Genomic DNA, 18,908 nt, shown 5'->3' with positions numbered 1-18,908 from the left:
GATCCACGCCTGCATCGTCCCCGCCGCCGGCTTCGGCCGGCGGCGCGGGCAACCCGAGGCATCGCAAAGCACGCGCAGGAACGGGCCATGGCCATGGGTCCGGACTCTCTCCCGGTCGCCACACCATCGTGGCCATGGCCCGCCCCTGCGGCAGAACTGTTATCAGCGCTGTTTGTTTGACTGAACACCCCGGGTGGCTTCGTCTCCCCCCGCTTTTCAGTAGCCTGACCCCTCCTCTGCATTGGAGGAGGGTTTTTTACAGACGACCTATCAAGGGCGCGGACCGCCGCCCCTGCCCCAGGGCTCCTGCAACCGGCGTGCCAAACCCGCCGCTGCCCTGGCTGGCACAACTCCTGCATCAACGTGGTTCTAAAGACCCGGCGGCTACGGCCGCTACTTTCGTTGACGGCAACGCCCTGCGACTTCACTGCAGCGGCAACAGACAGGAGATACAACGTGGCGGACTTCGGTTACGGCGGCATCGGTTCAGGGCTGGATATTTCCGGCATGGTCAGCAGCCTGGTGGCAGCGGATCGCAAGCCGGCGGACAACGCACTGAACCTGCAGCAGTCCAAGGCCAAGATGCAGCTCTCGGCGATCGGCACGGTCAAATCCGCGTTCGATACGCTGAACACGGCGCTGAAAGCGCTGAAGGCCAACACGGCGTTCGACGCCCGCACGTTCACGGCCAGCAAGCCGGGTACCGACGACATCTTGACGGTCAGCGGCACCAACGCGGCCGCTGCCGGCTCCCACGCCATCGACGTGAAGGAACTGGCCACCGCGAACAAGTGGATCGCGGACACCTCGCTGCCGAAAACCGACACCTTCGGCGCCGGGACCCTGACGCTCACCGTGGGCGTCGGCGACAAGCAGAAGACGTTGAACATCGACGTTGCGGCGGACGACACGCTCAGTTCGATCCGCACCAAGATCGAGAAGGCCGGCCGCTCCTCGGGCGTGCAGGCCACGCTGATCTCCTCCGGTGACAACCAGTACCTGTCGATCTCGCAGGAGAAGTCCGGTACCGCCAATGCGATCAAGCTCAGCGCCGACCCGTCCAACACCAAGCTCGCCGCCCTGGCCAACAGCCTGTCGGAACGCACGCCGGCCGCGGACGCCAGGTTGCTGATCGACGGCGTGGAAGTCATCAGCAGCGAGAACACCGTCACCGACGTCGTTCCCGGGCTGACCCTCAACCTGAAGAAGATCGGCGAAAGCACCGTCACCATCACCACCGACGTCGCCGCCGCGCGCAAGGTGATGCAGGACTTCGTGACCGCGTACAACGGCGCGATCGCGGCGATCAACACCGCGACCAAGTACGACATCGAGAACAAGGAGCCGTCCTCGCTGACCGGCGATGCGCAGATGCGCGGGGCCTCCAGCCAGCTGCGCAGCATGATGGGCGGCATCCTCAAGGACCTCTCGGCCGCCGGCCTGGACCCGAAGAAGATCGGTCTGCAGACCCGCGCCTACCCCAACGCCGACGGCAGCCTGGTGCTGGATACCGCCAAGTTCGATGCCGCCCTGGTCAACCAGGGGGGCGCGGTGCGTGAGGCCTTCACCGGCGATGACGGTGCCGCGGCCAAGCTGTTTGCGATGGTGGACGGTTACGTCAGCACCACCGTCGGCAAGGAAGGTGCGTTCGTCTCGCGCACCAAGAGCATCAACAACACGCTGACCGACATCGACAAGCGCCGCAAGGCGCTGGATGTCCGCATGGAAGGCGTGTCCGAGCGTTACAAAAAGCAGTTCCTCGCGCTCGATGCGCTGATGAGCAAGATGAGCCAGACCATGTCCAGCCTGACCACGCAGCTCTCCCAGCTCAGTGGTTGATGGGTGTCGGCCGCGGACTCAAGTTGGGCCGGTCCGCGGCCGATACCACTGGCAGGACACCCCGCAGGCTCCACCCGGTGCCGACGATGTCGCGAACCTCGCGGCCCCGCATGAAGGAGACATGATTGATGTACGGTTCCAACCGTCAATTCACCGAGCAGTACCGCAAGGTCGGCGTGCAGAGTTCGGTCACCGATGCCGATCCGCACAAGCTGGTGGCATTGCTGCTGGCCGGTGCCTGCGAACGCCTTCGGCTCGCCCTGGCCTGCCTGGAACGTGGCGACCAGGCACGCAAAGGCAAGGCGATCGGCGAGGTCTGCGCGATCGTCGGCCACCTCAACGGTTCGCTGGACCATGAGGCGGGCGGCGAGATCGCCGGCAACCTGTCCTCGCTGTACGACTACGTGATGCACCGGCTCACCGAAGCCAACCTGCACAACGACCCGGCCGCGTTGACCGAAGCGCTCGAGCTGCTGGGCGAGATCGATTCGGCCTGGAATGCCATCCCGCAGCAGCAGCGCCAGACCGCGCAGGTCGCGCCGTGACCTCGCTGGGCGCGCTGAACGCACGGCTCGATGCGCTGGAGACGGCGCTGCATGACGAGAACTTCGACGAAGCGGGCCTGCAGCTGGATGCGCTCGACGCCGCCCAGCGCGATTACCTGGCCGGTCCGTCGGCGCTGTTCGATGTGCCGGGCCTGTCTTCGCTGCAGGCGCGCCAGCAGCGCATCATGCTGTTCATGATGCGCCAGCGCGAAGACGCCAGCCGCCACATCCACAATGGCCACCAGTCCCTTCGCGCCGCACAGGCGTACCTGACGGCAGAATCCCTCTCATGACCGACCTTCGCACCAGCGCCATCCATCACCCGGCCGAAAGCGAGCTGTTCGATGAGACGTTGAGCTGCGAAGTGGCGCTGCCGGCCGAGTTCCGGATCGGCAGCGCGGTGATCCGCCCCGGCACCGCCGAGACGCTGCTGCGCAGCGTGGCCCTGGTCGAAGATGCGCGCAGCGATGACGGCCATGACGATCGCAGCGAGGCCACCCTGCAGGTGCAGCGACTGGAGGCCAAGCTCGACCTGGTGATGGTGCTGCTGGGCCGCCTGGTCCGGCAGAGCACCCAGGATCTGCCGCTGCGCCCCCTGCGCTGGTCCCGCCGCGGCATCCGCCTGGAACAGGGATCGCGCAGTGGCGCCGCGCCCGGCAGCATGGGCGTGATCCGCCTGCAGCCCTGCGACTGGTTGCCCGACCATATCGACCTGCCCGTGGTGATCGTGGCCGAAGCCGCCAATGGCTCGGGCGCGCACTACCTGTGGCTGCGCTTCGAAGGCCTCAGCGACGCGCTGGAGATGGCGCTGGAGCGACATCTGTTCCGACTGCACCGCCGCCAGATCGCCGAAGCACGCCGGCTGCGCTGACCGCAAGGCGCCGACTGTGACGCATTCGGCTTGGCGCTGGGCCTTCACTCCGTTAAGGTGACGACCTCCCCGCTCCCCTAGCAGCCTGTGCGCGTTCTCATCGTCGATGATCACACCCTGGTCCGTGCCGGCCTCAGCCGCCTGCTGCAGGGCTTTGCCGACGTCGAGGTCATCGCCGAGGCCAGCAACGCCGAACAGGCGCTGCAACTGAGCGTGCAGCATTCCCCGGACGTCGTGCTGATGGACCTGTCCCTGCCCGGCCGTACCGGCCTGGAAGCCCTGAGCGACATCCTGCTGCGTACGCCCGGCTCGCGCGTGGTGATGATGACCATGCACGACGATGCCGTGCACGTGCGCGATGCGCTGGACCGGGGCGCGGTGGGCTTCGTGGTCAAGGACGCTGCCCCGCAGGAGCTGGAACTGGCGCTGCGCGCCGCCCATGCCGGCCAGGTGTTCCTGAGCCCGCAGATCTCGGCCAAGATGCTGGCCCCGATGCTGGGCAAGGAAAAGCCGGTTGGCGTGGCCGCCCTGTCGCCGCGCCAGCGCGAGATCCTGCGCCAGATCGGCAAAGGCGAGAGCAACAAGGAAATCGCCGCGGACCTCGGCATCAGCGTCAAGACGGTGGAGACCCACCGCGCCCGGATGATGGAGTCGCTGGGCTGCCGCCGTGCCAATGACCTGGTGCTGCTCGCCGCCCGCCACCAGCACGAACTGGAGTGATGCGCGCCGGTTCTCCGGCACCCGCGACCTCCCCGACGCCTGCGGCGACGGATTCTTGAAGCCCGATCGGTCGAGCAGCAACGTAACGACAAGGTCCCGTGGCGAACACCCGTCAAAATACCGCGCTGATGTAGGGGTTCTCCCTACATGCTGTCAGGCATTTGACGACCCGACTCAGGAACCCCCTGATTCCCGGCGTACCGGAACACAAGCAAGATGTGTTCCATAACGCACCGGGGAGTCGGTGCGAACGGGGAACCACCTTGAAAGCCTCCATGTCGACCCAGATGGGTCAGCAGCTTCACCTCACGCCGCAGCTCCTGCAGTCCATCCGCCTGTTGCAGCTGGACGGCATGCAGCTGGAACTGGAAATCCGCCGTGCGCTGGAGACCAACCCGCTGCTGGAGCTGGAAGAGGCACCGGAGCCGGTCGCCGCCGAGACCGACCTGGCCAGCACCACGCAGGAAGTGGCTGCGTTCGACGAACTGCCGGAAAGCACCCTGTGGGATGTGGCCGGTGCCGGTTGGCAGGACGGCGATGACGACCGCATGCAGCGGGTGGCGGCCGGTGAGTCCTCCGATCCGCAGCTGCGCGCCCTGCAGCGCCTGGCGCTGGAACTGGATGCCCGCGAACTGGCCGTGGCCGGCTTCTGGCTGGAGCATTGCGACGACGCCGGCTACCTGGATGCACCGCTCGCGCAGCTGACCCTGCTCGCCAGTGCGCGCTGCGACGTGGACGCTGCCGGTGTGGAAGCAGTCCGCCAGCAGATCCTGCACGGCGATCCGGTCGGCTTGGCCGCGCAGGACCTGCACGAATGCCTGAGCGTGCAGTTGCGCGCCCTGCCCGGCCGCGTGCCGGCCCGCCACCTGGCCCAGCGTGTGCTGGACGAGGGCCTGGTCGCGCTGGCCGCCCATGACTATCCGGCGCTGGCCCGGGAGCTGGACGCCGAAGTCGCCGACATCCATGAAGCGGTGCGTTTGATCCTGTCGCTGCAGCCGCGCCCGGGCGAGAGCCTGCTGCCGGACAGCAACGGCGTGGTGATCCCGGACGTGGTGGCCTGGCATGCCGATGGCCAGTGGCGCGTCGCGCTCAACCCGGCCACCAGCCGCCGCCTCAGCATCAACCCGCATTACGAGCAGGCCCTGGCCGAGACCAGCGACGCCGCCCAACCGCTGCGCGACATGCTGCAGGAAGCGCGCTGGCTGACCCGTGGCCTGTCGATGCGATACGACACCCTGCTGCGCACCGCACGGGTGATCATCGAGCGCCAGTCCGGCTTCCTGACCCGTGGCGAAGAAGCGATGGCGCCGCTCACCCTGAAGGAAGTGGCCGACGAAATCGGCATGCACGAATCCACCGTCTCGCGCATCACCACCGGCAAGTACCTGCAGACCCCGCGCGGCACGCTGGAACTGAAGCACTTCTTCGCCGTGCGCCTGGAAGGCGCCAGCGTCTCCGGGCAGGCGGTCAAGGCCATGGTGCGCCGCCTGATCGAATCCGAGCCGGCCGCGCGCCCACTCGCCGATGAAGCGATCGCCGGCCTGCTCTCGCGCCAGGGGGTGAACATCGCCCGCCGTACCGTTGCAAAATACCGCGAACAACTGGACATCGCTCCGGCGCGCGAACGCCGCCGCAGCCATGCCGGCACCTCGCATCTGGCCCGGGTGGGCTGAAGGAAATGGAAGACATGAACAAGCTCACCGTCCTGCTGGTCGACGACCACGAAGGTTTCATCAACGCCGCCATGCGCCACTTCCGCAAGGTCGACTGGCTCGATGTGATCGGCAGCGCCGCCAATGGCCTGGAAGCGATCGAACGCTCCGAGTCGCTGCGCCCGAAGGTGGTGCTGATGGACCTGGCGATGCCGGAGATGGGCGGGCTGCAGGCCACCCGCTTGATCAAATCGCAGGATGACGCGCCGTACATCGTCATCGCCAGCCACTTCGACGACGCCGAACACCGCGAGCATGCCCTGCGCGCCGGTGCCGACAACTTCGTCAGCAAGCTGTCCTACATCCAGGAAGTGATGCCGATCCTGGAAGGCCTGAAGGGGAACGGATCATGAGCGAATCCCGCATCCTGGTACTGGACAACGACGCCGTCCGCGCCGAGCGCACCGTCGCCCTGCTGGAGTTCATGGACTTCAACCCGCGCTGGGTGGCCGACGCCAGCGATTTCGACATCAGCCGCCACCGCCCGAACGACTGGATGGCGGCGATCATCGGCGGCCTGGACGGCTCCGAGCGCAGTGATGCGCTGTTTGCCTGGCTCGGTAAAGGCGCACTGCCGCCGCCGGTGATGTTGATCGATGGCGACACCACCGCCTTCGCCCAGCAGTACGGCCTGCACGAAGCCAATGTGTGGCCGCTGGAAGCCCCGCTCCGCCATGCGCAGATGGAAGGCCTGCTGCGCCGTGCCAGCCTCAAGCGCCTGGATGCCGAACACCAGGCCGGCGCCGTGCAGGAGCAGGGTCCGACCGGCGAAGGCCCGGCGGTCACCCAGCTGCGCCGCATGATCGAGCAGGTTGCCGCGTTCGATACCACCGTGCTGGTGCTGGGTGAATCGGGCACCGGCAAGGAAGTGGTCTCGCGTTCGATCCACCAGCGCTCGCCGCGTCGCGATGGGCCGTTCGTGGCGATCAACTGCGGCGCGATTCCGCCGGATCTGCTGGAAAGCGAGCTGTTCGGCCACGAGAAGGGCGCCTTCACCGGCGCACTGAGCGCGCGCAAGGGCCGTTTCGAGATGGCCGAAGGCGGCACCCTGCTGCTGGACGAAATCGGCGACATGAGCCTGCCGATGCAGGTCAAGCTGCTGCGTGTGCTGCAGGAACGCAGTTTCGAGCGTGTCGGCGGCAACCAGACCATCCGCTGCAACGTGCGCGTGATCGCCGCGACCCACCGCGACCTGGAGTCGCGCATCGCCGACGGCAAGTTCCGCGAGGATCTGTTCTATCGCCTCAACGTGTTTCCGATCGACGTGCCGGCCCTGCGCGAGCGCAGCGAAGACCTGCCTGCGCTGGTCACCACCATTGCCGGCCAGCTGGCCCGCACCGGGCGTGGCGAAGTGCGTTTCACCGGCGAAGCACTGCAGGCGCTGGCCGCCTACGAATGGCCGGGCAATGTGCGCGAGCTGACCAACCTGGTCGAACGCCTGGCCGTGCTGCACCCCAGCGGCAACGTGCGCGTGCAGGACCTGCCGGCCCGGTACCGCGGCGACTTCGCCGCCGCTGCGCCGGCCGCCGTGGCCGCAGCGGCTGCGGTGGCCGACGAGCGCCTGGACCTGCGCAGCTTCTCCTTCCACACCCCGGGTGCCCAGGGCACCCCGGCGCCGGACAACGGCATCGGCCCGGTCACCCGCGCCCCGGCCCTGCCCGACGATGGCCTGGACCTGCGCAACCACATGGCCAACATCGAGTTGAACCTGATCAACGAAGCGCTGGAGCGCACCCAGGGCGTCGTCGCCCACGCCGCCCAGCTGCTCGGCCTGCGCCGCACCACCCTGGTGGAGAAGCTGCGCAAGTACGGCATCGAACGCGACCAGACCGAACTGGCCGGCTGAGCGATTGACCGGTGGAACGTTGAAGCCCGGGCATGTCCCGGGCTTTTTTGTGGTTCTGCTCCCACGCAGCGTCGCGCGCCCTCCGCCGGTTTTCCGGCGTCGACTCTCCGGCACGCCACCGTCACACCGCCACGGGGTCACGTAGCCGCACCGCCCGCACGCGGCCGCCGCGCGCCCACGCCCCGCTGAATACGCAAACCCCCGCCACCGCTACAAAACTGAACCACTCATCTGTTTCGGCACGCCACTTGCAACGTCTCCCGGTGTAACCCACCCCTGCTTCGGAACGTTCCAGATGTCGCACTCCGTCACCTCGATCCTTTCTCAGATCCGCACCTTCCAGACCCAGATGGGGCAGTCCGCCGTCAGTCCGCTGACGGAGGCGCCGCGCAGCAATGCCATCCAGGGCCTGGTGTCGCCCCAGGAGATCCAGGGCCCCAGCTTCACCGAAACGCTGCGCGGCGCCATCGCCAGCGTCAACGATGCACAGCAGACGTCCGGCGCCCTGGCCAAGTCCTTCGAACTGGGTGAACCCGGTGCGGACCTTGCCAAGGTCATGGTCGCCTCGCAGCAGTCCCAGATCGCCTTCCGCGCCACCGTGGAAGTCCGCAACCGTCTCGTCCAGGCTTACCAGGACGTGATGAACATGCCGCTGTAAGGATAGAAACGCATGGCCCTGTCGCTCTCCAAAGAATCGCTGAACACCGAAAAGGCTGGGCAGTGGTTCGACCGGCTGCAAAGCCTGCAGATCACCCGTCGGCTTGGCCTGATGGCGATGATCGCCGTGGCCGTGGCGGCAGGCCTGTTCGTGTTCTTCTGGTCACAGAAGCCGGGCATGGTGCCGCTGTACACCGGGCTGGACCAGAAGGCCACGGCCGAGGCCACCGACCTGCTGCGCGCGGCACAGATCCCATTCCAGCTTGACCAGGCCACCGGTGGCATCACCGTGCCGGAAAAGAACCTGCACGATGCCCGCCTCAAGCTGGCCGGCTCGGGCCTGACCGACAGCGGCAGGCTCGGTTTCGAACTGATGGAGCGTGACCCCGGCTTCGGCGTCAGCCAGTTCATGGAGAACGCCCGCTACCAGCACTCGCTGGAAACCGAGCTGTCGCGCACCATCAACACGCTGCGCCCGGTCCGCGATTCACGCGTGCACCTGGCCATCCCCAAGCCCAGCGCGTTCACCCGCCAGCGTGACGTGGCCAGCGCCTCGGTGGTGCTGGAACTGCGCGGTGGCCAGCAGCTCGAACGCGGCCAGATCGATGCGATCGTGCACATGGTCGCCGCCAGCATCCCGGATCTGGCACCCGAGCGCGTGACCGTGGTCGACCAGAGCGGGCGCATGCTCAGCGTCTCCGACCCGAACAGCGAGGCCGCCCTGAATGCCGCGCAGTTCGAGCAGGTGCGCCGCCAGGAAACCTCGTTCAACCAGCGCATCCGCGAACTGCTCGAGCCGATGACCGGCCCCGGCCGGGTCAACCCGGAAGTCAGCGTGGACATGGATTTCTCGGTGATCGAGGAAGCCCGTGAGCTCTACAACGGCGAGCCGCAGAAGCTGCGCAGCGAGCAGATGAGCGAGAACAGCAGCAACGTGCCCGGCCCCCAGGGCGTGCCCGGTGCGACCAGCAATACCCCGCCCGGCCCGGCCGCCGCCCCGGCGACCGCGCAGGCACCGACCGAGACCTCCAAGAACGCGACCCGCAACTACGAGCTGGACCGCACCCTGCAGCACACCCGCCAGCCGGCCGGCCGCATCAAGCGCGTGTCGGTGGCGGTGCTGGTGGACAACGTGCCGCGCGCCGGTGCCAACGGCAAGATGGCCGACCAGGCCCTTTCCGCGGCCGAACTGACCCGCGTGGAGGCGCTGGTGAAGCAGGCGGTCGGCTTCGATGCCGAGCGTGGCGACACCGTTTCGGTGATGAATGCCCCGTTCGTCCGCGAGGTCACCCCGGTCGAAGGACCGAAGTGGTGGGAGCTGCCGCAGGTGCAGGACGCACTGCGCCTGCTGCTCGGCGCGATCGTGGTGCTGGCCCTGGTGTTCGGTGTGCTGCGCCCGGCGCTGCGCTCGATCACCGGCCAGACCAAGCCGAACGACGACGAACTGGAACCCCACAGTGCCGACGTGCAGCTGGTCGACGACGGCGAAGGCCTGCCCGCGATCGGCAGCGAACGCCTGCACGCGGCCGGACATGAACCGCTGGCATTGCCGGTGGACTCTTACGAGGAACGACTGCGCATGGCGCGTGAAGCTGTAAAGACCGATTCCAAGCGCGTGGCCCAGGTGGTCAAGGGGTGGGTGGCCAATGATTGATGCACCTCCACCGCTGACCGGCGTGCAGCGCGCTGCCGTCCTGCTGCTCTCGCTGGGCGAACTGGATGCCGCCGAAGTGCTGCGCCACATGGAGCCCAAGGAAGTCCAGAAGATCGGCATCGCCATGGCGACCATGACCGACATCACCCGCGAGCAGGTCGAGCGGGTCATGGACCAGTTCGGCAGCGAGCTGGGCTCCAAGACCTCGCTGGGCGTTGGCTCGGACGACTACATCCGCAACATGCTGGTGCAGGCGCTGGGCAGCGAGAAGGCCGGCAACCTGATCGACCGCATCCTGCTCGGCCGCAACACCACCGGCCTGGATGCGTTGAAGTGGATGGATCCGCGTGCCGTGGCCGACCTGGTCCGCAACGAACACCCGCAGATCATCGCGATCGTGATGGCCCACCTGGAAACCGACCAGGCCGCCGATGCGCTCAAGCTGCTGCCCGAACGTACCCGGGTCGACGTGCTGCTGCGCATCGCCACGCTGGACGGCATTCCGCCGAACGCCCTCAATGAACTCAACGAGATCATGGAGCGCCAGTTCGCCGGCAACCAGAACCTGAAGTCTTCCAACATCGGCGGCGTGCAGTGCGCGGCCAACATCCTGAACTTCATGGACAGTGGCCAGGACCAGGCGATCCTGGGCGAAATCGCCCGCATCGATGCACCACTGAGCGGCCGCATCCAGGACCTGATGTTCGTGTTCGACGACCTGGTCGATCTGGACGACCGCGAACTGCAGCTGGTGCTGCGCGAGGTCAGCGGCGAGCGCCTCGGCCTTGCCCTGCGTGGCGCCGACATCAAGGTGCGCGACAAGATCACCCGCAACATGTCCCAGCGCGCCGCGGAAATCCTGCTGGAAGACATGGAAGCCCGCGGTCCGGTGCGCCTGTCCGATGTGGAAGTCGCGCAGCGCGAGATCCTGGCCATCGTCAAGCGCATGGCCGATGAAGGCACCGTCACCATTGGTGGCAACGCGGAGGCCATGCTGTGAACAACGCCGTGCGCTGGCTTGCCCCGGACCTGCTGGCGGTGCCCGAGCCGCCGCCGGAAGAACAGTTCGAACTCACCGAGCCGGATCCGGAGCACGAGCCGGAACCGCTGCTGCAGCTGCCGACCCTGGAAGAAATCCAGGCGATCCAGGACAGTGCCGAGAAAGACGGTTTCGATCAGGGCCATGCTGAAGGGCTGGCCCAGGGCCAGGCCGAGGTGCGTCGCCTGATCGCGCAGATCGAAGGCATCCTGGACAACTTCAGCCGGCCGCTGGTGCGGCTGGAGAACGAAGTGGTCGCGGCGCTCGGCGAGCTTGCCGTGCGCGTGGCCGGCAACCTGGTCGGGCGTGCCTATGAGGCCGAGCCGGAACTGCTGGCGCAGCTGGTCAACGAGGCGGTGGATGCCGTCGGTGGCGCAAGCCGCGATGTGGAAGTCCGCCTGCATCCGGACGACATCGCGGCGCTGGCCCCGGTGCTCAACCTGGCCCCGAACCAGCGCCTCACGCCGGACCTGAGCCTGAGCCGTGGCGACCTGCGCGTGCATGCCGAGGCCGTGCGCATCGACGGCACCCTGGACGCACGCCTGCGCGGCGCCCTGGATGCGGTCATCCGCAAAGCCGGAACCACCCCATGAACACCGATACCCTGCCCCCGCCCGCCGACTGGACGGCCGCCCGCAACCTGCGGCTGGCCTCGCGGCTGGACAACATCCGTCCGGATACCGCACACGGCCGTGGCCTGATCCGCGAGGGCGTGCTGCGCCGCGCGGTCGGCCTGACCCTGGAAGCCGTTGGCTGCGAGGCACCGATGGGCGCCAGCTGCAAGGTCGAAGTGGCCGACGGTGGCTGGGTCGATGCGGAGGTGGTCGGCTTCGCCGGTGAACGCACTTACCTGATGCCCAGCGCCGAACTGCACGGCCTGCTGCCCAACGCACGGGTGGTGCCCTCGCTCGGCCGCGGCGGCGTGGAAGTGGGCGAAGGCCTGCTCGGCCGCGTCATCGACAGCGACGGCGTGCCGCTGGACGGCAAGGGTCCGATCCGCGCCGAAGGCACGGTCGGCATGGCCGGCGTCTCGATCAACCCGCTCGCACGCGAGCCGATCACCCAGCCACTGGATGTCGGCGTGCGCGCGATCAACGCCCTGCTGCCGATCGGCCGTGGCCAGCGTGTCGGCCTGTTCGCCGGCTCCGGTGTCGGCAAATCGACGCTGCTGGGCATGATGACCCGCTACACCGCCGCCGACGTCATCGTGGTCGGCCTGATCGGCGAACGTGGCCGCGAAGTCCGCGATTTCGTGGAAAGCACGCTGGGCGAGGAAGGCCTGCGCCGCGCCGTGGTGGTGGCCAGTCCGGCCGACCGTCCGCCGCTGGCCCGCCTGCACGGTGCCTACCGTGCGACCGCGATCGCCGAGTGGTTCCGCGACCAGGGCTTGAACGTGTTGTTGCTGATGGACTCGCTGACCCGCTTCGCCCAGGCCCAGCGCGAGATCGGCCTGTCGGTCGGTGAGCCGCCGACCACCCGCGGCTACCCGCCGTCGGTGTTCGCCAAGCTGCCCGCCCTGGTCGAGCGTGCCGGCAATGGCGCCAAGGGGCGTGGCTCGATCACCGCGTTCTACACCGTGCTGACCGAAGGCGATGATCCGCAGGATCCGATCGCCGATGCCGCCCGCGCCATCCTCGACGGCCACATCCTGCTTTCGCGCCGGGTCGCCGACAGTGGCCTGTACCCGGCCATCGACGTGGAATCCTCGGTCAGCCGCGTGGTCACGGAAATCGCCGACGAACCGTGGCGCCTGCGCATCCGCAAGCTCAAGCGGCTGGTCTCGGCGTACTCGTCCAACCGCGACCTGATCGCGATCGGCGCCTATCAGCGCGGCAACGACCCGGCCACCGACGAGGCGCTGGAGCGCTGGTCGGACATTGTTGAATTCCTCGGCCAGGACGTCGGCAAAGCCGCCGACCTGCCGCACAGTCAGGCCGCCCTCAAGCGGCTGGTGGAACCAGAGACTTAAGCCATGATCCAATCCAAGCGCTTCGACCCCTTGCTGAAACGAGCCCAGGACCACGAAGACGAGGTCGCCCGCGACCTGGCCGAGCGCCAGCGCGCGCTCGACACGCATGTGTCGCGCCTGGATGAGCTGCGCCGCTACGCCGAGGAATACGCCGGCGCCCAGATGTCGGCCACCAGCCCGGCCCAGCTGATGAACCGCCGTGCGTTCCTGGATCGGCTGGACAGCGCGGTCGCGCAGCAGCGGCAGACCGTGGACAACAACCGCGAGAAGGTCGACGCCGAGCGCGCCCGCCTGCTGCTGGCCAGCCGTGACAAGCAGGTGCTGGAGCAGCTGGCCGCCAGTTACCGGGCCCAGGAAAAAGTGGTCACCGACCGCCGCGACCAGCGCGAAATGGACGACCTCGGCGCCCGTCGCTCGCGTCAGGCACAGCGCGAAGACGGCGACAACGGAGGCACGCCGTGATGCCCCCGGCCCTGCTTGGCGGCGCCGCACCCGCACAGAACGCCGGCGGCACGGCCGCCAGCCCGCGTCCGGACAGCACCGGCAACAGCGATCGTCGGGACTTTGACGCACTGCTCAAGCCGGGCAGCGAGGCACCGCGAGGCGACACGCCGCGCAAGCCCGGCGGCAACCGCGACGCCGGCAAGAGTCCGACGACCACGGGCCCCGGCCAGGACAAGGGCGCAACGACGCGTCCTGCCAAGCCCGCCACCTCCTCCGCCGGCGACAACGCGATGCCGGGCGATGCCAGCACCGCGGCACCGGCCACCGCGGAGAAGCCGGCGGCCAAGCCGGCCGACGAGACGGAGGCCGCATGGCCGCCGCTGGGCCTGGCCGGCCTGGCATTGAACGGACTGCCGCTGCCGGCGCCTGCACCGGTCCTGCCGGTCCTGCCGGCCCTGCCGGCAACCGCAGCGCCCGCCAACGCCGCTCTCCCCGCACTGGCGACGGCGGCGACGGCCACGGACGGTGCCGCACCGGCGCTGGCGTCCCCCATGCCGGCCGACGACGCCGCCATCGAACTGCCGACACTGGCCATCGAGGCCGCCCCGGCCGACGACGCTGCGCTGCTCAAGACCTTCGCGGATGCCATGGACGCGGCAACCGCCGACGGCCCGGATGCACCTGCCGCCCCGTTGCTGCACGCACTGCACGGCATGACCGAGGCCAAGCCGGCGGTCGCCAGCCTGTTCACCGGCTCGCCGACCGCCACCCCGCACCTGGGCGGTGACGATTTCGACGATGCCGTCGGCGCCCGCGTCGGTTGGCTGGCGGACCAGAAGATCGGGCACGCCCACATCAAGATCACCCCGAACGACCTCGGCCCGATCGAGGTGCGCCTGCAGCTGGATGGCGACAAGGTCCATGCGACCTTCACCAGCGCACATGCCGACGTGCGCCACGCACTGGAGAGCAGCCTGCCGCGCCTGCGCGACCTGCTCGGCGAACAGGGCTTCCAGCTTGGCAATGCCGATGTGGGCCAACAGCAGACCGCGCAGGATGGCGGACGTGGTGAGGCCGGCAACGGGATGAACGGCGACGACGGAGAACCGGCGCTGGCCGATGCCACCCTGTCGCCGTCCCAGCTGATCCGCCAGCGCGGCCTGGTCGACGCTTACGCCTGATGGCACGCGGCGGCGCCGGCTCGGCCGCGCCGCCAGAAACCCGACACACCGCCTCTCCGGCATTCAGGCACGGCCTTTGCATGTAGGCAGGAAGCAATCCTCTGGAGCTTCCCCTCGTGGCCGCAGCCGCCGATAAAACCAAGAAATCCGCCGACAAGGACAAGACCGCCAAGCCGCGCAGTCCGCTCCTGGTCACCGCCCTGGTCGCGGTGCTCGCCGCTGGCGCCGCCGGTGGCGGAGTCTGGTACTTCACCCAGTCCAGGCACGACGACAAGGCCGCCAAGCCGGCCGCCAGCAAATCCGCGGTGCCCGCCCCGGCGCAGTACTTCGGGCTGGAGCCGCCGTTCGTGGTCAACCTCAACAGCAGCTTCGACGGCCCGCGCTACCTGCAGGTCGAAGTGCAGCTGATGAGCCGTGATCCGGCCGCGATGGAGGCGATCAAGCTCCACGCGCCGGCCATCCGCGCCAAGCTGCTGATGCTGTTCTCGCAGGTCGAGCCGACCGACATCGCCGACCGCGCCGGCAAGGAGCGCCTGCAGGCCACCTCCCTGGCCGAAGTGCAGAAACTGCTCAAGGCCGAGACCGGCAAGCCCGGTGCCGACGAATTGCTGTTCACCAGTTTCGTGACCCAGTAAGGGCGACCATGAATGACCTGCTTTCCCAGGACGAGATCGATGCCCTGCTGCATGGCGTGGACTCCGGTGCAGTCGAGACCGACATCGATGCGCCCACGCCCGGCGAGGCGCGCTCGTACGATTTCGCCAGCCAGGACCGCATCATCCGCGGTCGCATGCCGACCCTGGAAATGGTCAACGAGCGCTTCGCGCGCCTGTGGCGCATCGGCCTGTTCAACCTGATCCGCCGCTCGGCCGAACTGTCCGTGCGCGGCATCGAGCTGATCAAGTTCAATGACTACATGCACTCGCTGTACGTGCCGACCAACCTCAACCTGATCCGCTTCAAGCCGCTGCGCGGCACCGGGCTGATCGTGTTCGAGCCGACGCTGGTGTTCGCGATCGTGGACAACTTCTTCGGTGGCGACGGCCGTTACCCGACCCGCATCGAAGGCCGCGAGTTCACCGCCACCGAAATGCGCGTGATCCACCTGCTGCTCAAGCAGACCTTCGCCGACCTCCAGGAAGCCTGGGCGCCGGTGATGGACGTGGAGCTGGAGTACATCAACTCCGAGATCAACCCGCACTTCGCCAACATCGTGACGCCGCGCGAGTACGTGGTGGTCTGCCGCCTGCACGTCGAGCTCGATGGCGGTGGCGGCGACATCCACGTCACCCTGCCCTACTCGATGCTCGAGCCGATCCGCGAGCTGCTCGACGCCGGCATCCAGAGCGACCGCAACGACCGCGACGCCAGCTGGGGCGTGATGCTGCGCGAGCAGCTCAACATCGCCGAAGTCACCCTGTCCAGCGTGCTGGCCACCAAGCGCATGAGCCTGCGCGACCTGACCAAGCTGAAGATCGGTGACGTGTTGCCGATCGAGCTGCCCAAGCAGGTGCCGGTGTGCGTGGAGAACGTGCCGGTGTTCACCGGTGAGTTCGGCGTCGCCAACGGTTTCAACGCGGTGAAGATCACCGCCACCCATCCCCCGGGCACCCGCCCGCGCGTTCCCGTACTGCAGGAAGACCCGCAATGAACGATATCGAATCCAACGAGCCGGCACCGGCACAGTTCACCCAGCTGCAGTCCGACGACACCACCGTCGGCGACGAGCTCAACCTGGATGTGATCCTGGATGTCCCGGTGACGCTGTCGCTGGAAGTTGGCCGCGCGCGCCTGCCGATCCGCAACCTGCTGCAGCTCAACCAGGGCTCGGTGGTGGAACTGGAGCGCGGTGCCGGCGAATCGCTGGACGTGTTCGTCAACGGCACCCTGATCGCCCACGGCGAAGTGGTGGTGATCAACGACCGCTTCGGCGTGCGCCTGACCGACGTGGTCAGCCCGAGCGAACGGATCCGGAGACTGCGTTGAGTGCCGGGCTGCTGATCGCGGCCGGCGCCTCGACCGTCAAGGTCGGCCAGCATGCCGCCGCCGCACCGGGCATGTTCGGTGCGGTGCTGGCATTGCTGGGCGTACTGGCGCTGATCGTCGGCCTCGGCTGGTTGCTCAAGCGCATGCCCGGCAGCGGCTTCCGCCCGGCCGAAGGGCTGCGCGTGGTCGCCAGCCTCAACGTCGGCGCCAAGGAGCGCGTGGTGGTGGTCGAGGTCAATGGCACCCAGCTGCTGCTGGGCGTCACCGCCGGCGGCATCAATACGCTGCATCAGCTGCCCGAACCGCTGCCGGCCCCGACCCCGGCGCGCCTTCCCGATTTCAAACACCTCCCGAATTTCGCCCAGCTGCTGCAACAGCGGCTGCGCAAGGAACCCTGAACATGCGTGGCTGCCGTACCTCCTGGACCCGTTACCTGCCCCTGTTGCTGACTGTCCTGCTGTGCGCGCTGCCGGCCCTGGCCTGGGCCGCGCCCGGCGTGCCGGGTGTGCCGGCGCTGCCGGACGTGAATGTCGGCAAGATCGGCGGCCAGCCGGTCAGCCTGCCGCTGCAGACGTTGCTGCTGATGACGGCGATCACCCTGATCCCGTCGATGCTGCTGGTGCTGACCGCCTTCACCCGCATCATCATCGTGCTCGGCCTGCTGCGCCAGGCACTGGGCACCGGGCAGACGCCGTCCAACCAGGTGCTGCTCGGCCTGGCCCTGTTCCTGACCGCGATGGTGATGCTGCCTGTGTGGCAGAAGGCGTGGGGCAGCGGCATGGCGCCGTACCTCAATGGCGAGATCGATTTCCAGACCGCGTGGACCCTGACCACCCAGCCGCTGCGCGCCTTCATGCTGGCGCAGATCCGCGAAACCGACCTGATGACCTTCGCCGGCATGGCCGGGCACGGCACGTATTCCAGCCCGGATGCCATCCCGTTCCCGATCCTGGTCGCCTCGTTCGTCACCAGCGAGCTGAAGACCGCCTTCGAGATCGGCTTCCTGATCTTCATTCCGTTCGTGATCATCGATCTGGTCGTGGCCAGCGTGCTGATGTCGATGGGCATGATGATGCTCTCGCCGATGCTGGTCTCCGCCCCGTTCAAGATCCTGTTGTTCGTGCTGGTGGACGGCTGGGTTCTCGTGGTCGGCACCTTGGCCGCCAGTTTCAATGCGGTCTGACCGCCCCGCCCTGCTGATCGATACGGACCCGAGACCGACATGACGCCCGAACTTGCCCTGACCGAACTCCGTGGTGGCCTGATCACCGTGCTGTGGGTCGCCGGCCCGCTGCTGCTCACCGTGCTGATCGTCGGCGTGGTGGTCGGCGTAGTCCAGGCCGCGACCCAGCTCAACGAACCGACGATCGCCTTCGTCGCCAAGGCGGCGGCATTGACCGTGGTGCTGTTCGCGCTGGGCAGCCTGCTGATCGGCCATCTGGTGGAATACACCACGTTGCTGTTCCAGCGCATCCCGCACCTGATCGGCTGAGGCCAGGCCGCCGTGGATTCCGCGACCCAGATGGCCGCCGACGGCCTGCAGGCCTTCGGCATGATCGGCACGATCCTGTGGACCATGCTGCGCATCGGCGCGATGCTGATGGCGATGCCGCTGATCGGCACCCGCGCGGTGCCGTCACGGATCCGCGTGCTGCTGGCCGGCGCGTTGGCGATCGCGTTGTCGCCGATGCTGCCGCCGGTACCGGAATGGACCGGCTTCGATGCGGCCACGGTGCTGACCATTGCCCGTGAACTGGCGATCGGGGTCTCGATCGGCTTCGTGCTGCGGCTGGTGTTCGAGGCTGGCGCGATGGCCGGCGAGCTGGTCGCCCAGGGCACCGGCCTGGCCTTCGCACAGATGAGCGATCCGCTTCGGGGCGGCAGCTCCGGCGTGATCGGACAGTGGTTCTACCTGCTGTTCGGCCTGCTGTTCTTCACCGCCAACGGCCACCTGGCGCTGATCTCGCTGCTGATGGACAGCTACAAGGCGCTGCCGATCGGCACCTCGCTGCCCGATCCGCAGGCATTCCTCAGCATCGCCCCGACCTTCCTGCTGCAGGTCTTCCGTGGCGCACTGACCCTGGCATTGCCGTTGACCGTGGCGATGCTGGCGATCAATCTGGCCTTCGGTGTACTGGCGCGCGCCGCACCGGCCCTGAACCCGATCCAGCTGGGCTTGCCGGTGGCGTTGCTGCTGGGCCTGTTCCTGCTCACGGTGCTGGCCGGCGAGATGGGTCCGCCGGTGCAGCGCCTGTTCGATGCCGCCTTCGATGCCGCCGAAAGCGTGAGCCGCTGACCCGGGACACACACCGGGACAGCCGCGCCAGCGCAGCGGCGACCTGCACGCCTGCCACTTGCGATCCCCCCGGGGCGTGGCGTTAGTCTTGGCTGACGACGATACCTTCACCCGATCTCTGCGGTGATGGCGCCGCGTTCTGTCGTATC

General features: G+C 67.9%; 22 protein-coding genes. All 22 read left to right on the top strand.

Going from position 1 to position 18,908, the window contains the following annotated elements:
* Window positions 1–456: 456 nt before the first annotated feature.
* The 22 genes from fliD to fliR all read left to right on the top strand — a co-directional run bounded on the left by fliD (window position 457) and on the right by fliR (window position 18,759).
* Window positions 457–1,839, top strand: a complete 1,383-nt coding sequence (fliD, locus tag AC07WC_RS07315) for a flagellar filament capping protein FliD (protein ID WP_495209408.1) — start codon at window positions 457–459, stop codon at window positions 1,837–1,839.
* A 128-nt stretch (window positions 1,840–1,967) separates the two neighbouring features.
* The gene (gene fliS, locus AC07WC_RS07310) at window positions 1,968–2,384 is read left to right on the top strand and encodes a flagellar export chaperone FliS (RefSeq protein ID WP_293978669.1); all 417 of its coding nucleotides are present in this window, start codon (window positions 1,968–1,970) and stop codon (window positions 2,382–2,384) included.
* Window positions 2,381–2,677: a hypothetical protein gene (locus AC07WC_RS07305; RefSeq protein ID WP_495209407.1), complete on the top strand. Its 297-nt coding sequence runs from the start codon at window positions 2,381–2,383 to the stop codon at window positions 2,675–2,677. The genes fliS and AC07WC_RS07305 overlap by 4 nt, the downstream gene beginning before the upstream one ends.
* The gene (locus AC07WC_RS07300; protein ID WP_495209406.1) at window positions 2,674–3,255 is read left to right on the top strand and encodes a PilZ domain-containing protein; all 582 of its coding nucleotides are present in this window, start codon (window positions 2,674–2,676) and stop codon (window positions 3,253–3,255) included. The genes AC07WC_RS07305 and AC07WC_RS07300 overlap by 4 nt, the downstream gene beginning before the upstream one ends.
* 87 nt (window positions 3,256–3,342) lie before the next feature.
* The gene (locus AC07WC_RS07295) at window positions 3,343–3,975 is read left to right on the top strand and encodes a response regulator (protein ID WP_088435064.1); all 633 of its coding nucleotides are present in this window, start codon (window positions 3,343–3,345) and stop codon (window positions 3,973–3,975) included.
* A gap of 263 nt (window positions 3,976–4,238) precedes the next feature.
* On the top strand, window positions 4,239–5,648 hold the full coding sequence (rpoN, locus tag AC07WC_RS07290) for an RNA polymerase factor sigma-54 (protein WP_495209405.1): 1,410 nt from the start codon (window positions 4,239–4,241) through the stop codon (window positions 5,646–5,648).
* Window positions 5,649–5,662: 14 nt separating this feature from the next.
* Complete coding sequence (locus tag AC07WC_RS07285) at window positions 5,663–6,040, top strand: response regulator (RefSeq protein WP_026070040.1); 378 nt, start codon at window positions 5,663–5,665, stop codon at window positions 6,038–6,040.
* Window positions 6,037–7,533: a sigma-54 dependent transcriptional regulator gene (locus AC07WC_RS07280; RefSeq protein ID WP_495209404.1), complete on the top strand. Its 1,497-nt coding sequence runs from the start codon at window positions 6,037–6,039 to the stop codon at window positions 7,531–7,533. The genes AC07WC_RS07285 and AC07WC_RS07280 overlap by 4 nt, the downstream gene beginning before the upstream one ends.
* 295 nt (window positions 7,534–7,828) lie before the next feature.
* A complete protein-coding gene (fliE, locus tag AC07WC_RS07275; protein ID WP_495209403.1) occupies window positions 7,829–8,191 on the top strand; it encodes a flagellar hook-basal body complex protein FliE in 363 nt (120 codons plus the stop codon).
* Window positions 8,192–8,203: 12 nt separating this feature from the next.
* Complete coding sequence (gene fliF / locus AC07WC_RS07270) at window positions 8,204–9,844, top strand: flagellar basal-body MS-ring/collar protein FliF (protein ID WP_495209402.1); 1,641 nt, start codon at window positions 8,204–8,206, stop codon at window positions 9,842–9,844.
* Between the two features lie 13 nt (window positions 9,845–9,857).
* A complete protein-coding gene (gene fliG, locus AC07WC_RS07265; RefSeq protein ID WP_088435112.1) occupies window positions 9,858–10,844 on the top strand; it encodes a flagellar motor switch protein FliG in 987 nt (328 codons plus the stop codon).
* Complete coding sequence (locus tag AC07WC_RS07260; protein ID WP_088435059.1) at window positions 10,841–11,476, top strand: FliH/SctL family protein; 636 nt, start codon at window positions 10,841–10,843, stop codon at window positions 11,474–11,476. The genes fliG and AC07WC_RS07260 overlap by 4 nt, the downstream gene beginning before the upstream one ends.
* Window positions 11,473–12,852 carry a FliI/YscN family ATPase gene (locus AC07WC_RS07255; RefSeq protein WP_495209401.1) on the top strand — a complete coding sequence of 460 codons (1,380 nt, stop codon included), beginning with the start codon at window positions 11,473–11,475 and terminating at the stop codon, window positions 12,850–12,852. Before AC07WC_RS07260 ends, AC07WC_RS07255 begins: the two co-directional genes overlap by 4 nt.
* Window positions 12,853–12,855: 3 nt before the next feature.
* Window positions 12,856–13,314, top strand: coding sequence for a flagellar export protein FliJ (fliJ, locus tag AC07WC_RS07250; protein ID WP_495209400.1), 459 nt, complete (start codon window positions 12,856–12,858; stop codon window positions 13,312–13,314).
* Window positions 13,314–14,477, top strand: coding sequence for a flagellar hook-length control protein FliK (locus AC07WC_RS07245; RefSeq protein WP_495209399.1), 1,164 nt, complete (start codon window positions 13,314–13,316; stop codon window positions 14,475–14,477). The genes fliJ and AC07WC_RS07245 overlap by 1 nt, the downstream gene beginning before the upstream one ends.
* 116 nt (window positions 14,478–14,593) lie before the next feature.
* On the top strand, window positions 14,594–15,112 hold the full coding sequence (locus tag AC07WC_RS07240; protein ID WP_495209398.1) for a flagellar basal body-associated FliL family protein: 519 nt from the start codon (window positions 14,594–14,596) through the stop codon (window positions 15,110–15,112).
* An 8-nt stretch (window positions 15,113–15,120) separates the two neighbouring features.
* The gene (gene fliM, locus AC07WC_RS07235) at window positions 15,121–16,128 is read left to right on the top strand and encodes a flagellar motor switch protein FliM (protein ID WP_495209397.1); all 1,008 of its coding nucleotides are present in this window, start codon (window positions 15,121–15,123) and stop codon (window positions 16,126–16,128) included.
* Window positions 16,125–16,463: a flagellar motor switch protein FliN gene (gene fliN, locus AC07WC_RS07230; protein WP_088435053.1), complete on the top strand. Its 339-nt coding sequence runs from the start codon at window positions 16,125–16,127 to the stop codon at window positions 16,461–16,463. The genes fliM and fliN overlap by 4 nt, the downstream gene beginning before the upstream one ends.
* Window positions 16,460–16,861, top strand: coding sequence for a flagellar biosynthetic protein FliO (fliO, locus tag AC07WC_RS07225; RefSeq protein WP_495209396.1), 402 nt, complete (start codon window positions 16,460–16,462; stop codon window positions 16,859–16,861). Before fliN ends, fliO begins: the two co-directional genes overlap by 4 nt.
* Window positions 16,862–16,863: 2 nt before the next feature.
* Entirely contained in the window at window positions 16,864–17,646 is a 783-nt protein-coding gene (fliP, locus tag AC07WC_RS07220; RefSeq protein WP_495209395.1) for a flagellar type III secretion system pore protein FliP, read from the top strand.
* 39 nt (window positions 17,647–17,685) lie between these two features.
* Window positions 17,686–17,955: a flagellar biosynthetic protein FliQ gene (locus AC07WC_RS07215; protein WP_019184809.1), complete on the top strand. Its 270-nt coding sequence runs from the start codon at window positions 17,686–17,688 to the stop codon at window positions 17,953–17,955.
* Window positions 17,956–17,967: 12 nt separating this feature from the next.
* Complete coding sequence (gene fliR, locus AC07WC_RS07210; protein WP_495209394.1) at window positions 17,968–18,759, top strand: flagellar biosynthetic protein FliR; 792 nt, start codon at window positions 17,968–17,970, stop codon at window positions 18,757–18,759.
* Window positions 18,760–18,908 lie beyond the last annotated feature (149 nt).

The organism is Stenotrophomonas sp. GW821-FHT01H02A (genome assembly GCF_059422145.1).
The sequence above is the reverse complement of the archived record's forward strand: the minus strand, read 5'-3'. Positions and strand labels throughout refer to the sequence as shown.

What these genes read in the sequence shown, in the direction of transcription:
- fliS (WP_293978669.1), top strand. Translation starts at nt 1,968, where the DNA reads ATGTACGGTTCCAACCGTCAATTCACCGAGCAGTACCGCAAGGTCGGC.
- AC07WC_RS07300 (WP_495209406.1), top strand. Translation starts at nt 2,674, where the DNA reads ATGACCGACCTTCGCACCAGCGCCATCCATCACCCGGCCGAAAGCGAG.
- AC07WC_RS07285 (WP_026070040.1), top strand. Translation starts at nt 5,663, where the DNA reads ATGAACAAGCTCACCGTCCTGCTGGTCGACGACCACGAAGGTTTCATC.
- AC07WC_RS07280 (WP_495209404.1), top strand. Translation starts at nt 6,037, where the DNA reads ATGAGCGAATCCCGCATCCTGGTACTGGACAACGACGCCGTCCGCGCC.
- fliE (WP_495209403.1), top strand. Translation starts at nt 7,829, where the DNA reads ATGTCGCACTCCGTCACCTCGATCCTTTCTCAGATCCGCACCTTCCAG.
- fliF (WP_495209402.1), top strand. Translation starts at nt 8,204, where the DNA reads ATGGCCCTGTCGCTCTCCAAAGAATCGCTGAACACCGAAAAGGCTGGG.
- AC07WC_RS07255 (WP_495209401.1), top strand. Translation starts at nt 11,473, where the DNA reads ATGAACACCGATACCCTGCCCCCGCCCGCCGACTGGACGGCCGCCCGC.
- fliJ (WP_495209400.1), top strand. Translation starts at nt 12,856, where the DNA reads ATGATCCAATCCAAGCGCTTCGACCCCTTGCTGAAACGAGCCCAGGAC.
- AC07WC_RS07245 (WP_495209399.1), top strand. Translation starts at nt 13,314, where the DNA reads ATGCCCCCGGCCCTGCTTGGCGGCGCCGCACCCGCACAGAACGCCGGC.
- fliM (WP_495209397.1), top strand. Translation starts at nt 15,121, where the DNA reads ATGAATGACCTGCTTTCCCAGGACGAGATCGATGCCCTGCTGCATGGC.
- fliN (WP_088435053.1), top strand. Translation starts at nt 16,125, where the DNA reads ATGAACGATATCGAATCCAACGAGCCGGCACCGGCACAGTTCACCCAG.
- fliP (WP_495209395.1), top strand. Translation starts at nt 16,864, where the DNA reads ATGCGTGGCTGCCGTACCTCCTGGACCCGTTACCTGCCCCTGTTGCTG.
- AC07WC_RS07215 (WP_019184809.1), top strand. Translation starts at nt 17,686, where the DNA reads ATGACGCCCGAACTTGCCCTGACCGAACTCCGTGGTGGCCTGATCACC.